Raw genomic sequence first — 13,162 nt, 5'->3', positions numbered from 1 at the left:
TTCAGGCAATCGGATTTGCGCGAAAGGGTGAGGGTCGGATGCAAACCGGTGAGGCACGCCCCTTACCCTTTCGGCTTAAACGCATCGCTGCGCTCTGCGAGCCTCAAGCCCTCTCCCACCGGGAGAGGGAACCCTAGTTCGCCACCCGCTCCGCGAACGCCTTGCCCGCCGCTGCCGCCGCCTTCGGACCCAGCACCGCCGTCGCCGCCAGCTTCGGCGCCAGTATCCGTTCGCCGACCGCCTTCAGGTCCCCGACCGTCGCCGCCTCCAGCCGCAGCACCGTGTCATCCGACGGCACCGGCGCTCCGAACATCAACGTCTGCGCCGCATTCCGCCCCGCGCGGCTCGCCGGGCTCTCGTCCGACATCCACAGTCCGCCCTTCAGCACCGCCTTGGCGCGCGACAGTTCGGCGTCGGTCGGGCCCTTGATCGTCAGGTCGCGAATCTCGTCGGCGCAGACCTGGGCCAACTCCACCGAACGATCCGCCGCCGCCCCGGCGTAGACGCCCAGCACGCCGCTATCGTCGTAGGCTTCCTGATAGGCATCAATGGCATAGGCCAGTCCCCGCTCCTCGCGCGCGCTCTGGAACAGGCGCGAGGCCATCCCCCCGCCGAGAATCTCGGTGAACAGCCGCACCGCCGGGATGGCCGCATCCCCTACCGCCAGCGACGGCAGCTGGAACACCAGATTGGCCTGTTCGATCTTGCGCGTCAGGGCCGCCGTCCCGCCCACGAACGTGGCGCGCTCGGGCGCATCGGCGGGCGCAGCCACGGCATCGCCGAACCAGCGCTCGGCCAGGGCCAGCAGTTCGGTCTCGTCCACCGCGCCGGACACCGCCACCACCATCCGATCGGGCGAATAGAGCCGCGCGCGCCAGTCGCCTATGGTCGCCTTGTTGGCGGGCTTCAGGCTGGCGATCGAACCGAGGATCGGCCGGCCCAGAGGCTGGCCGGCGAAGGCCTTCGTCTGGGCCATCTCGAAGACGTGGTCGTCGGGCGTATCGAAGGCTTCGGCGATCTCCTGGGCCACGACGTCCTTCTCGCGGTCGATCTCGGCCGGGTCGAGCGTGGGGCGGAACACCAGGTCCGACACGATCTGCATCGCCAGACCCAGGGACCCGTCCAGAGCCCTGATCTCGAAACTGGTGCGCTCATAGCCCGTGGCGGCGTTGATCGATCCGCCCTCGGCCTCGATCCGCTCGACGATGTCGCGCGCGCCCATGTCGCCCGCGCCCTTGAACACCAGATGCTCGAGCAGGTGCGACCAGCCGGAGCGGTTCTCCGGCTCCCACCGCGCCCCGCCCTTGACCGCGACGGTCAGGGCCAGGGTCTTGAGGCCGGGCATGGGATCGCAGACGACGCGGACGCCGTTGGACAGGGTGTGCAGGGAAGCGGTCAGGAGGGGGTCTTTCTTCGTCGGATCAGGACGGCCACATAGAAACCGATCAGGGCCAGCGCCAGTCCGTACCAGGTCAGGGCATAGCCCAGGTGGTTGTTCGAGAAGGCCGCCGGTGGCGCCGAGGCGACCAGCGCACCGATCTCGGGATTGGGCGAGGTCAGGGCGAACAGGGTGAACTCCGACGGGGAGCCGGCTTCCAGCCGCTGGGCGATCGCGGGGTTGTCGCGACCATAGAAACGATCCTCCGACGGCGGCGGCGTCATGGCTCCCGGCGGCGGCGACCGGCGCAGCTCCACCGCCATGGCCAGCGGCAGGGTCGTCGTCAGCACGCGCGGCCGAGCCGGGACGCTGTCGGGCACGAAACCGCGATCGACGAGGAAAGTCTGGTTCATCCCCTCTGGAACGCAGGCCGAGATCAGCCGGCTTCCCGGCTGGCCGTCATGGATCGACTGCAACTCGACATAGGGCGCCGTCGGCAGGCCGCGACAGACGACCCGCGCCTTGCGGAACTCCGGATCGGCGGCGGTCAGGACTTCGGGCAGGGGCGCGGGCGGCAGTTGAGCGGCGGCCTCGGCCTGGGCGATCAGGCCTTCCTTCCAGCCCATCCGCTGCACCTGCCAGGTCCCAAGCGCACACAGGAAGACGACGCAGACAGCCACGAACAGGGTCCGCAGGATCGGGAAACGCCTCTTGGCATCAGTCATCATTGCGCGCCTGTCCGGCCCGGTTTCGCATCTGCAGGGCGATCATCACCCCCTTGCCCGGCCGCATCAGCCCCAGGGACAGACCCACGACCAGCGGCAGGGCGACGATCAGCATGGCCCAGATCGGCGGATCGTAGGCGATCTGGACGAACAACGCCCCGAAGACCACCAGCCCGCCGGCGATCTGCATGATGAAGATGGCGGCCCCGTCACCGGTGTTCAGCCGGGTGAAGTCGAACCTGCAGACGGCGCAGTCCTCGACGACCTTCAGGAAGCCCTTGAACAGGTGCCCCTTGCCGCAGCTCGGGCACCGACAAAGGAAACCGGCGCGGATCATGTCGATCCGCGCCGGCGCAATGTTTCCAGTCTGGGATGGACGGTTGTCCAACGCCGTCCTTAGCCGAAGACGACGTAGACGAAGGCGAACAGGAACAGCCAGACCACGTCCACGAAATGCCAGTACCAGGCGGCGGCCTCGAACCCGAAATGCTTCTCCGGCGTCAGCTGACCGGCCAGCAGACGACCCAGGCAGACGGCCAGGAAGATGGTGCCCAACAGAACGTGGAAGCCGTGGAACCCCGTCGCCATGAAGAAGATCGAACCATACAGGCCCGAGTTGATGGCTTCCTCGTTGAAGAACAGATTCTCGTGGACGATGTGGTAATATTCGTAGGCCTGAACGGCGGTGAAGAGCACACCCAGAAGCACCGTGACGATCAGGCCCATCTTGGCGCCCTTGCGGTCGCCGACCTGCAGCGCGTGGTGGGCCCAGGTGACCGTCGTGCCCGACAGCAGCAGGATGACGGTGTTCAGCAGCGGCAGCGACCAGGGATCGAGGACCTCGACGCCCTTGGGCGGCCAGGTCGACCAGGCGGCGGCCGTATCGGCCCAATTCGAGATTTCCGGGATGTGAGCGCGCGCTTCGTTGAAGATAGCCATCTCGAAGAACATCCAGAAGAAGCCGACGAAGAACATCACTTCCGAGGCGATGAACAGGACCACGCCGTAGCGCAGGCCGATCGAGACGACCGGGGTGTGATCGCCGCGACGGCTTTCCTTGATCACATCCGACCACCAGCCGAACGCCGAGTAGAGAACGCCAGCCAGACCGGCGAAGAACAGCCAGGACGTGCCTTCCGGCAGGCCGAAGACGCCCTTCATCCAGGCCACGGCGCCGACCATCATGATCGTCGTCGCGATGGACGCCGTCAGCGGATAGGGGCTGGGATCGACCAGGTGATAGTCGTGATGCGGAGCGGCGTGGGCCATGCGTCGGATCTCTGAATCGGCGAGAGAAGATAAGTTTGAACGGGCTATAGCGTCGGTGTTCAGCCCGCGCCAGTGCTGGCGGGCTGATCGTCGGTGACGGGATAGAATGTGTAGCTCAGCGTGATCTCGTTGACGCCGTCGACCTCGGCGTCTTCGACCATCTCGGGCGCGATGAAATACTGCATCGGGAACTGCTTGGTCTCGCCCGCGCCGATCGTCTGATCGTCGAAGCAGAAACATTGCAGCTTCTGGAAATAGGCACCGGTCTGCTCGGGTACCACGTTGTAGCTGGCGCGCGCCAGGATCGGCTTGTCCGAGGTGTTGGTCACGTCGAAATAGGCAATACCGGTCTCGCCGATTCGCACCCGCTGGGTCGTCTGCTCGGCTTTGAAGACCATGGGCAGGCCCCGGACATTGGTGTCGAAGCGGATGTTGACCGTGCGGTCCAGCACCGTGTCCGAAGGCTTGTCGGCCTTCATCGTCGTGCCGTTGAAGCCCGTGACCTGGCAGAACATCCGATACAGTGGCACGGCGGCGAAAGCAGCGCCGGTCATGGTCACCACGACCCCGGCGCAGACCAGGGCGATCAACTTGGCCGAAGGGGGCGCGGCCATCAGTTCGACGCTTCCGCCGTCTGGGACGGGGCGGGCTGGGTCGGCGCAACGGCGACGATCGCCCGATTCTGGGCCGTGCGCGCCGCAAGATTGGCCTGCATGCGGGTGAAGGTCGTGACGAAGATCAGGACGATGAAGGCCACCAGACCCAGCGCGATCCAGAGGCTGCGCTTGTTGCGGGCGGCGAGTTGTTCGGGCGTCAGATAGACGGGCATGGGTTTCAGCTTCCGGGGACGACGAAGCTCTCGACCAGAAGGGCCGCGAACAGCGCCACGAGATACAGGATCGAGAAGGCGAACAGGTTGCGCGCCGGTTTGGCTTCGGCGCGGACGTCATACAATGCGGCCTCTCGCCCCACGGCCTCGGCCTTGTCGGGGGCGTCGCCCGCGCGAGAGCGCCAGAGGCGGAAGGCGAGGCCGAGGAAGGCCAGGCCGCCGGCGATGGACACCACCTGATAGATCAACCCGCCCATGCCCACGAAGCCGGGCGCGACGGCGCAGGCCACGAAGATCAGGCTGTAGAGCCAGATCTGCAGCCGGGTCGATTTCGCCCCCCTGGCCACGGGCATCATCGGAATACCGGCCTTGGCGTAATCCCCGGCCGAATAGAGGGCCAGCGCCCAGGAGTGCGGCGGCGTCCACAGGAATATGATCGCGAACAGCAACCAAGCCTGCCAGGGCGCGTCACCGGTCGCCGCGGCCCAGCCGATCACGGGCGGAAAGGCGCCGGCCGCGCCGCCGATGACGATGTTCTGGGGCGTCCGGCGCTTCAACATCATCGTGTAGAAGACGGCGTAATAAACGATGGTCATGGCCAGCAGCCCGGCCGCGAACCAGTTGGTGTTCATGCCCAGCAGCATGACCGAGAAGACCGACAGGACGATGCCGAAGGCGATGGCGTCGTTGCGCTTCAGACGGCCCGCGGCGACCGGACGGCCGCGCGTGCGACGCATCAGGGCGTCGGTCTCGCCCTCGATCGCCATGTTCAGGGCGCCCGCCGCGCCGGCGCCGATGGCGATGCACAGGATGGCGATGGCCGCGACGATCGGATGGATGCCGCCCGGCGCGATCACCAGGCCGGTCGCGGCAGTGAACACCACCACCGACATGACGCGCGGCTTCAGCAGCTGGAAGAAGTCTTCCGGCTGGGTCGTGGACGGGGTCTGCAGTTCAGCTTGGGTCATCAAATGAGAGGGGCCGCCTTCCGGGTCGGAAGGCGGCCCTGATCCTTAGAGAAGGACGTTGGCGGCTTAGTGGCTGTCGCCCTTCACCACCGGCAGTTCGTTGAACTGATGGTGCGGCGGCGGCGAGGACAGGGTCCACTCCAGGGTCGTGGCGCCTTCACCCCAGGGGTTGGCGACGCCCTTGCGGCGACGGATCGCGGCCTCGGCCAGCATGATCAGGAAGACCAGCACGCCGACGACGGTGATCGCATAACCGACCGAGGAAACGTGGTTCCACAGCGAATAGGCTTCCGGATAGTCGATGTAGCGACGCGGCATGCCCTGCAGACCCAGGAAGTGCTGCGGGAAGAAGACGATGTTGACGCCGACGAACATGATCCAGAAGTGCGTCGCACCCAGGAACTCGTTGTACTTCACGCCGAACATCTTCTCGAACCAGTAGTAGAAGCCGGCGAAGATCGCGAACACGGCGCCCAGCGACAGGACGTAGTGGAAGTGGGCCACGACGTAATAGGTGTCGTGCAGGCTGTAATCGATGCCGGCGTTCGACAGGACCACGCCGGTCACGCCGCCGACGGTGAACAGGAAGATGAAGCCGATGGCCCACAGCATGGGGGTCTTGAAGCTGATCGAGCCGCCCCACATCGTCGCGATCCAGCTGAAGATCTTCACGCCCGTGGGCACGGCGATGATCATGGTCGCGGCGATGAAGTAGGCGCGCAGGTTCACGCTCATGCCGACCGTGTACATGTGGTGCGCCCACACGATGAAGCCGACGAAACCGATGGCGACCATGGCGTAGGCCATGGCGAGATAGCCGAACACGGGCTTCTTCGAGAAGGTCGAGACGATGTGCGAGATGATGCCGAAGCCTGGCAGGATCAGGATGTAGACCTCGGGGTGACCGAAGAACCAGAACAGGTGCTGGAACATGACCGGATCGCCGCCGCCTGCGGGATCGAAGAAGTGGGTGCCGAAGTTACGGTCGGTCAGCAGCATGGTGATGGCGCCGGCCAGGACAGGCAGCGACAGCAGCAGCAGGAAGGCGGTGATCAGCACCGACCAGGCGAACAGCGGCATCCGGTGCAGGGTCATGCCCGGCGCGCGCATGTTGAAGATGGTGGTGATGAAGTTGATCGCGCCCAGGATCGACGAGGCGCCCGCGACGTGCAGCGAGAAGATCGCCAGATCCATGGCCGGGCCGGTGTGGCCGACGGTGGAGAGGGGCGGATAGATGGTCCAGCCCCCGCCGAAGCCCTTGCCCGGGCCGCCGTCGACGAACATCGACAGGCACAGCAGCACCCAGGCCGCGACCAGCAGCCAGAAGGAGATGTTGTTCATCCGCGGGAAGGCCATGTCAGGCGCGCCGATCATGATCGGCACGAACCAGTTGCCGAAGCCGCCGATCATGGCGGGCATTACCATAAAGAAGATCATGATCAGGGCGTGGGCCGTAACGGTGACGTTATAGCCGTGCTTGGACGCCTCGACGATGCCGAGTTGCTGGATCAGCCCGCCTTCGACGAAATACTGGATGCCCGGCGCGGCCAGTTCCAGACGGATCAGGCCCGAAAGGAAGCCGCCCACGATCCCGGCCATAATGGCGAAGATCAGGTACAGGGTGCCGATGTCCTTGTGGTTGGTGGACAGGAACCAGCGGGTGAAGAAGCCCGGCTTGTGATCATGCTCCTCGTGGGCGTCGTGCCCAGGATTGGCGTGGGTGTCTGCGGTGATGTCGGTGGCCATTTGGGTCTCTGGCTCGCGGTTACTGGGCGGCCGGAGCGGCGGCCGGAGCCGTCGCAGCAGGAGCGGTGGACGCGGCGGCGGGCGCCGTCGGGGTAGTAGCTGTCTGAGCGGTCGGGATGCCGGCCGGAGCGGCGGCGTCGACGACGGTCTCCGCGCCGGTCGTACCGGCGGCGACCTGGGCGACCGTGCCGCCCGGAGCGGCTTGGGCCGAGGCCGGCGTCATCGAACCGCCCTTGGAGGCGACCCAGGCGGCGAACTCGGCCTCGGTCACGACATTGATCTGGATCGGCATGAAGGCGTGGTCGACGCCGCACAGCTCAGAGCACTGGCCATAGAAGACGCCGGTGCGCTCGGCGCGGAACCAGGTCTCGTTGACCCGACCCGGGACGGCGTCGGTCTTCAAGCCGAAGGCCGGAAGGGCGAAGGCGTGGATCACGTCGGCGGCCGTCACCAGCACGCGGACGGTCTTGCCGACCGGCACCACGATCGGCTCGTCGGCGGCCAGGCGGTAGGGGACGTTCTGGGCGCGCGCCTCGTCTTCCGGCAGCATGGCCGAGATGTATTCGGCGATGCCCTGGTCAGGATATTCGTAAGCCCAGTTCCACTGGTTGCCGGTGGCCTTCACCGTCAGATCGGGCGTCGGCATGTCGTGATAGGCGAACAGCAGGCGGAACGAGAACAGCGAGATGCCCACCAGGATCATCACCGGAACCACGGTCCAGATGATCTCGATCAGGGTGTTGTGGCTCCACTTGGCCGGGACCGGGTTGGACTTGGCATTGTAGCGGATCGCGATCCAGATCAGCAGGCCGAGGACCAGCACGCAGATCGCCGTGATGATCGGCAAGAGGATCGCGTCATGGAAGATGTGCGCCTCGTGCTTCAGCGGCGAGGCGGCCGGCTGCAGACCGATGCCGCCCGGCGTCGGCTGGCCCATCAGGTCCTGCGCCCACGTCGGCGTGGCCAAGAAGACGGCGAGCGATGCGGTGGTCAAAACGCCACCGGCCTTGCTCAGGGCTCGAGTGCCCAGTCCCATGCGAGAAATCCTCATCAAAGTCGTCTGAATCAAGTCGTTGCGATCCACTCGCAAATACTTGGCCGGGCTCTCTTGGAGACGCGGCGTTTCTGCGCCGGTCCTTATCGCCCTGTCTCACCGTTGCCAAGCGATTGGGCGTCGCAGGTGCGATTTCATGGCGAGGTTACGGCCAACGCGAGTCTTAAATCGCTGTCATGTTTGAACAGCTACCTTGCGACGCCAGATACCTTGCGATAGCCTCTGGAAATCAAAGGAGGTGTTCGGACATGCCCGAAACCATAGAGATACAGTTGAAGAAGGGGGTGCTGGGACTTTGCGTCCTGGCCCTGTTGGCCCGCGCCGACAGCTATGCCTACGAGATCGCCAGCCGGCTGTCGGACGCGATCGACATGGGTGAAGGCACCATCTACCCGCTGATGCGCCGGATGCAGACCGACGGTCTGGTCGAGACCTATCTGGTCGAATCATCGTCGGGCCCATCGCGCAAATACTATCGGCTCAGCCCGGCCGGCCGCGATGCGCTCGCCGCCCAGTCCGCCGAATGGACCCATTTCACAAAGGCCGTGGACGCGATCGTCGCCAACGACGAGACGCCCGTGGCTCCTGCTCCGGGAGAAGCAGCATGACCCGCACAGAATTCCTCAGTCGTCTCAGGCAGGGCCTGGTGGGCCTGCCCATGTCGGTCGCCGCCGAGATCGTCGCCGACTACGAGACCCATTTCGAGGACGGCGCGGCCGCCGGCCGCTCCGAAGCCGAAGTGGCCGCCGCTCTGGGCGACCCCGCCCGTCTGGCGCGTGAACTCAGGGCCGAGGCCGGCGCCCAGCGCTGGCATCAGGAGAAGAACCCCTCCGCCGCCGCCGCCGCCGTGTTCGCGGTCCTGGGTCTGGGCGCCATCGACATACTGATCCTTCTGCCCATCCTCATGGGCGTGGTCGGAGCCCTGTTCGGCGTCGGCATCGCCGTCATCGCGGTCTTCGTGACCGGCGGCGGCATCATGGTCGGCGGTCCCTTCCTCGACGTGCCCGGCGGTGCCGGAGCCTCCATCCTGGCGGGTCTTGGCCTGATGGCCGGCGCCTCCTCGGCCGGAGCGCTGCTGGCCATCGTCACCATCGGTCTAGTCAATGCCATCGTCTGGTTCGCCCGCCTGCACTACCGCCTGCTCAAGCCCGCGCTCGAGCCTCAATCCAACCGCGCCGTGGGAGACGTCGCATGATCCGCACCCTTCTCATCATCGCCGCGGCCGGCCTCGTGCTGGCCACGGCCTCCCTCGGCGGAGCGTTTGCTCTGGGCGGCCGCGACATGGCCCGCCACGGCTGGGAGTGGACGTTCGAGGACAAGGACGGCGACACCGTCCGCTTCGAACGCGACGACGGCACGCGCGGCCCGGACGTCACTCGAACGATCGAGTGGACCGGCGGCCAGACCCTGACCGTCGATCTGTCCGCCGACGTCGACTACGTCCAGGGCGAGACCGCCGGGGTGACGATCACCGGCCCGGCCGAACTGGTCGAAAGCGTGCGTCTGGTGGACGGCCGCCTGACCTGGGCCGACCGCGACGGCCCCAATCACGAGACGGTCGTCTTCGGTCGTCGAAACGGCGGCCGGGGCGTCTGGGTGCATTCCGAGGAGGTGAAGATCGTCGTCACCGCTCCGAACGTGAACAGCTTCAATGTCGAGGGTTCGGCCAACCTGATGCTGCGCGACTACGACCAGGACACCCTGGCGGTCGACATCTCAGGCTCCGGCGAGATCTCGGCGACGGGCCGCACGCAGTCGCTGGAAGTCGATATCTCGGGATCGGGTGATGCGGACCTCGGCTCGCTCGTGACCACCGACGCCAATGTCGCCATCGCCGGCTCGGGTGATGCGACCGTCGCCCCGACCGGTCGGGCCGATATCTCCATCGCCGGCTCTGGCGATGTGGACCTGACCACTCGTCCGGCGCAGCTGAACCAGGACGTCACGGGGTCGGGCGAGGTGGCGATGTCGAACTGACCAAGGCAAGGCGGTCTCCCTCCCCCTCGGGGGAGGGAGAAGACATTTTGTCTCGCCATCCCTATCTTCGCTTCCATGACCGTCCACATTCCCCCGCCGCCCCTGCTCGAAACTTCCGGTGTCGATCCCGACGAAGCCCTGTCGATCCTCCAGGGCGCCCTGCACGGCGCGGACGACGGCGAACTGTTCCTCGAACGCTCCGAACTCGAATCGCTGGTCTTCGACGACGGTCGGCTGAAGTCCGCGGCCTACGACGCCACCGAGGGCTTCGGCCTGCGGGTCGTGGCCGGTGAGACCGCCGGATACGCCCACGCCAACGAGATCAGCGCCGCCGCCCTGCGCCGCGCCGCCGACAGCGCGTCCCTCGCCAAGTCCGGCCATGCGGGCGTCACCGCCGAAGGTCCCCGCGCCACCAACCAGAAGCTCTACGACGCGGTCGATCCCCTCGCCTTCCCCGCCTTCTCCGACAAGATCGCCTTGCTGCAGGAAATCGACGCCTGGGCCCGCGCCCGCGATCCCCGCGTCGTCCAGGTCTCGGCCTCGATCGTCGGCGAGCGCCGCGCCATCGAGATCCTGCGCGCCGACGCCCTGACCGTGCGTGATGTGCGCCCGCTGGTCCGCCTCAACGTCTCCATCACGGTGGAAAAGGACGGCCGCCGCGAGACCATGTCCAACGGCGCGGGCGGCCGGGCCGGCTTCGAAAGCTGGATCGCCCCCGAACGCTGGCAGGCCCAGGTGGACGAGGCCCTGCGCGGCGCCCTCGTGAACCTCGAGGCCGTCGATTGTCCGGCAGGAGAGATGGACGTGGTCCTCGCCGCCGGCTGGCCTGGCGTCCTGTTGCACGAGGCCATCGGCCACGGCTTCGAAGGCGACTTCCACCGCAAGGGCTCGTCCGTTTTCTCGGGGATGATGGGAAAGCGCGTCGCCGCCCCCGGCGTCACCATCGTCGACGACGGCTCCATCGCCGGTCGTCGAGGCTCGCTCAGCGTCGATGACGAAGGCACCCCGACCTCGCGCACCGTCCTGATCGAGGATGGTATCATGGTCGGACTGATGAACGACCGTCTCTCGGCCCGTCAGCTGGGCCAGCGCGCCACCGGCAACGGCCGCCGCCAGTCCTTCGCGCACCAGCCGATGCCGCGCATGACCAATACCTTCATGGAGGGCGGCTCGGCCAAGCAGGGAGACATGATCGCCTCGACCAAGCGTGGTCTCTATGCGGCCAACTTCGGCGGCGGCCAGGTGGACATCACCAACGGCAAGTTCGTCTTCCAGTGCACTGAGGCCTATCTGATCGAGGACGGCAGGATCACAGCGCCTGTGCGCGGCGCCACCCTGATTGGGGACGGCGCCACGGCCCTGACCAATGTCTCGATGGTCGGCGACGATTTCGCCTTCGACCCCGGCGTCGGCGTCTGCGGCAAGGCAGGCCAGGGCGTGCCGGTCGGCATCGGCCAGCCCAGCCTCAAGATCGGTGGCCTGACCGTCGGCGGCACTGCGGTCTAGGGTTCGACCTTCCAGTCCGGCCCACGCACGTCCAGGCCCTCGGCCGCCAGCTGGTCCAGCACGCCTCCGGGCTCGGCCAGAATGCGCAAGGAAGCCACTCCCATGGTCACGCCGGGCTGCGTCAGCGCCGCCTGCGTGGCCTCGCGCCACTGCTCGCGCACCAGGGGCGCGATCTCCGGATCGCCCGAGGGCCAGCACTGGTCGTAGGCCAGGTCCAGCCCGGTCGCGAGCACGTCCGGCACTCTCAGCGATCGCCACGCGTCGAGCCGCGCCTGCGCACCCTCAGGCCCCTGCTCGGCTGCCGTGATCGCCGCGGCCACACAGGGGATGTACTGGGCGGGCGGATCCGAGATCAGCCCCTCGACCAGCTCGTCGCCGCGCACCGTGCCGATGGGCTGGCCTTGCACCCGCGCCTCGCGCGCCGCCTTCTTGACCGCATCCACGGCGCCCGAGGACCGGCGCTCGCGGCCCGCTATCTCCATAAGGTCGAAACTCAGTCCCACGAAGCTCTTGGTCCGCCAGCCATCCCCCTCGCCCGCCATGAGCGCCTCGAGCCGCGCCTGCAGCTCGGGCGGCAGATAGTCGGCAGAAGTCGTTCCCTGAGGCAGACGCGAGATCGTCCGGATCCGCCACATCAGGCGGAAGACATCGCTCAGCGACGCCTCGCCCACGGTCGGATAGAGGATACGCTGCGACCGTCGCGTCGCCTCTTCCAGCGCCTCGGGCCGCCAGACGAAGTCGCGCGGTACGCCGCTGATCGCGCCGACCAGAATGACCGTCGAATCACCCCGCTCCACCGTCCACATGGGGGTGCCGGCCCGCCGGGCGGTGACGACGATATCCTCGACCCGGTCGTCCTGGGGTGGGTCGTCCTGGGCGAAGGCCGGCGTCGTCCCGACGAGCGCCGCCGCCAGAAAAAGGCCCGTCAATCCGATCCGCATTCCCGATCCCCTCTTGCGTGTCCTCCACCATCGGAAGGGGATATGGCGCAACCGTGGCCGTTCGACGGGAACTGCGCCTGTCGGGTCGTGTTCCTGTCACGCGCCCTGCCCTAAGGTCTTTCGATGGCTCATCCTCTGTCCCGCACCGACGTCCGTCTGGGCCTCGCCACCCTCGCCATCGTCGGCGTGGTCGGCGCAGGGGCCTTCATGCTGGGCGGATCTGAGACCAGCCGTGCGCTCGGCCGCACCCTCTCGATCGCCGTGGTCCCTCCGGTCGAGCGGGATCTGTTGCCCGGAGACACGATGGAGGTCGGCCTACTCTCGGACGGCTTCGACCGCGCCGCCCTGGATCGGGCGGCCGAACCGTCGATCTATGACGGCTACCTCCCACCCGAAGCCTATGTCGGCGATGACGTCCCGCGCATGCCGATGCCCAGCCCGGTGCATCAGACCCCGATGGAGGCCTATCGCCAGGTCGTCGATCAGGGGCGGGTCGAGGCCAGGCCGGCCGACCCGCTCGCCGACGGGTCGAGCGCCTTCGGCTTCGACACGCCTCATCCCGACTATGCCGCCGAACGCACGGCCCGTCTGAACCGGATGGAAGCGGGAGGCGCTCAAGGCGGCGTCGCCGCACCAGTGAGTGATGACAGCGCCCCTGTTCAGTATTCGCCAGAATAAGCCACGAAGATTGCCTCTCTGTAATGCTGTCGGAGATTTAATCCACCTGTCCCGCTTGTAACTGGAGTGAAAGACGGCCGGTCGTCACACC

The 13,162-nt window shown here is 66.8% G+C and carries 15 protein-coding genes; 5 read left to right on the top strand and 10 right to left on the bottom strand.

The window, feature by feature from the left end; all coding sequences use genetic code 11:
• Window positions 1-133 precede the first annotated feature (133 nt).
• From ACW171_RS14565 to coxB, 9 genes are all read right to left on the bottom strand, one after another.
• The gene (locus ACW171_RS14565) at window positions 134-1,345 is read right to left on the bottom strand and encodes a M16 family metallopeptidase (protein ID WP_492094204.1); all 1,212 of its coding nucleotides are present in this window, start codon (window positions 1,343-1,345) and stop codon (window positions 134-136) included.
• A 50-nt stretch (window positions 1,346-1,395) separates the two neighbouring features.
• Window positions 1,396-2,103 carry an SURF1 family protein gene (locus ACW171_RS14560; protein ID WP_492094202.1) on the bottom strand — a complete coding sequence of 236 codons (708 nt, stop codon included), beginning with the start codon at window positions 2,101-2,103 and terminating at the stop codon, window positions 1,396-1,398.
• Window positions 2,096-2,440: a DUF983 domain-containing protein gene (locus tag ACW171_RS14555; RefSeq protein ID WP_492094201.1), complete on the bottom strand. Its 345-nt coding sequence runs from the start codon at window positions 2,438-2,440 to the stop codon at window positions 2,096-2,098. The genes ACW171_RS14560 and ACW171_RS14555 overlap by 8 nt, the downstream gene beginning before the upstream one ends.
• Before the next feature lie 59 nt (window positions 2,441-2,499).
• On the bottom strand, window positions 2,500-3,372 hold the full coding sequence (locus ACW171_RS14550) for a cytochrome c oxidase subunit 3 (RefSeq protein ID WP_492094200.1): 873 nt from the start codon (window positions 3,370-3,372) through the stop codon (window positions 2,500-2,502).
• Window positions 3,373-3,431: 59 nt separating this feature from the next.
• Window positions 3,432-3,986, bottom strand: a complete 555-nt coding sequence (locus ACW171_RS14545) for a cytochrome c oxidase assembly protein (RefSeq protein ID WP_492094198.1) — start codon at window positions 3,984-3,986, stop codon at window positions 3,432-3,434.
• Window positions 3,986-4,201, bottom strand: a complete 216-nt coding sequence (locus tag ACW171_RS14540; RefSeq protein WP_492094196.1) for a hypothetical protein — start codon at window positions 4,199-4,201, stop codon at window positions 3,986-3,988. The genes ACW171_RS14545 and ACW171_RS14540 overlap by 1 nt, the downstream gene beginning before the upstream one ends.
• A 5-nt stretch (window positions 4,202-4,206) precedes the next feature.
• Window positions 4,207-5,169: a heme o synthase gene (gene cyoE / locus ACW171_RS14535; protein ID WP_492094194.1), complete on the bottom strand. Its 963-nt coding sequence runs from the start codon at window positions 5,167-5,169 to the stop codon at window positions 4,207-4,209.
• Between the two features lie 66 nt (window positions 5,170-5,235).
• The gene (gene ctaD, locus ACW171_RS14530) at window positions 5,236-6,915 is read right to left on the bottom strand and encodes a cytochrome c oxidase subunit I (RefSeq protein ID WP_492094192.1); all 1,680 of its coding nucleotides are present in this window, start codon (window positions 6,913-6,915) and stop codon (window positions 5,236-5,238) included.
• A gap of 19 nt (window positions 6,916-6,934) precedes the next feature.
• Window positions 6,935-7,951, bottom strand: coding sequence for a cytochrome c oxidase subunit II (gene coxB, locus ACW171_RS14525; protein ID WP_492094190.1), 1,017 nt, complete (start codon window positions 7,949-7,951; stop codon window positions 6,935-6,937).
• Window positions 7,952-8,217: 266 nt separating this feature from the next.
• Here coxB and ACW171_RS14520 point away from each other — a divergent pair, with 266 nt between their 5' ends.
• From ACW171_RS14520 to tldD, 4 genes are all read left to right on the top strand, one after another.
• On the top strand, window positions 8,218-8,577 hold the full coding sequence (locus tag ACW171_RS14520; protein WP_492094188.1) for a PadR family transcriptional regulator: 360 nt from the start codon (window positions 8,218-8,220) through the stop codon (window positions 8,575-8,577).
• Window positions 8,574-9,164 carry a DUF1700 domain-containing protein gene (locus tag ACW171_RS14515; protein ID WP_492094186.1) on the top strand — a complete coding sequence of 197 codons (591 nt, stop codon included), beginning with the start codon at window positions 8,574-8,576 and terminating at the stop codon, window positions 9,162-9,164. Before ACW171_RS14520 ends, ACW171_RS14515 begins: the two co-directional genes overlap by 4 nt.
• Complete coding sequence (locus tag ACW171_RS14510) at window positions 9,161-9,946, top strand: GIN domain-containing protein (RefSeq protein WP_492094184.1); 786 nt, start codon at window positions 9,161-9,163, stop codon at window positions 9,944-9,946. Before ACW171_RS14515 ends, ACW171_RS14510 begins: the two co-directional genes overlap by 4 nt.
• 75 nt (window positions 9,947-10,021) lie before the next feature.
• Window positions 10,022-11,452: a metalloprotease TldD gene (gene tldD / locus ACW171_RS14505; RefSeq protein WP_492094182.1), complete on the top strand. Its 1,431-nt coding sequence runs from the start codon at window positions 10,022-10,024 to the stop codon at window positions 11,450-11,452.
• On the opposite strand, the gene ACW171_RS14500 is transcribed toward tldD, so the two are convergent.
• Entirely contained in the window at window positions 11,449-12,393 is a 945-nt protein-coding gene (locus ACW171_RS14500; RefSeq protein ID WP_492094180.1) for a TraB/GumN family protein, read from the bottom strand. The genes tldD and ACW171_RS14500 overlap by 4 nt on opposite strands.
• A 123-nt stretch (window positions 12,394-12,516) precedes the next feature.
• On the opposite strand from ACW171_RS14500, the gene ACW171_RS14495 reads away from it, so the two are divergent.
• Window positions 12,517-13,071: a hypothetical protein gene (locus tag ACW171_RS14495; RefSeq protein WP_492094178.1), complete on the top strand. Its 555-nt coding sequence runs from the start codon at window positions 12,517-12,519 to the stop codon at window positions 13,069-13,071.
• Window positions 13,072-13,162 lie beyond the last annotated feature (91 nt).

The organism is Brevundimonas sp. FV1ye28, assembly GCF_058681135.1.
The sequence above is the reverse complement of the archived record's forward strand: the minus strand, read 5'-3'. Positions and strand labels throughout refer to the sequence as shown.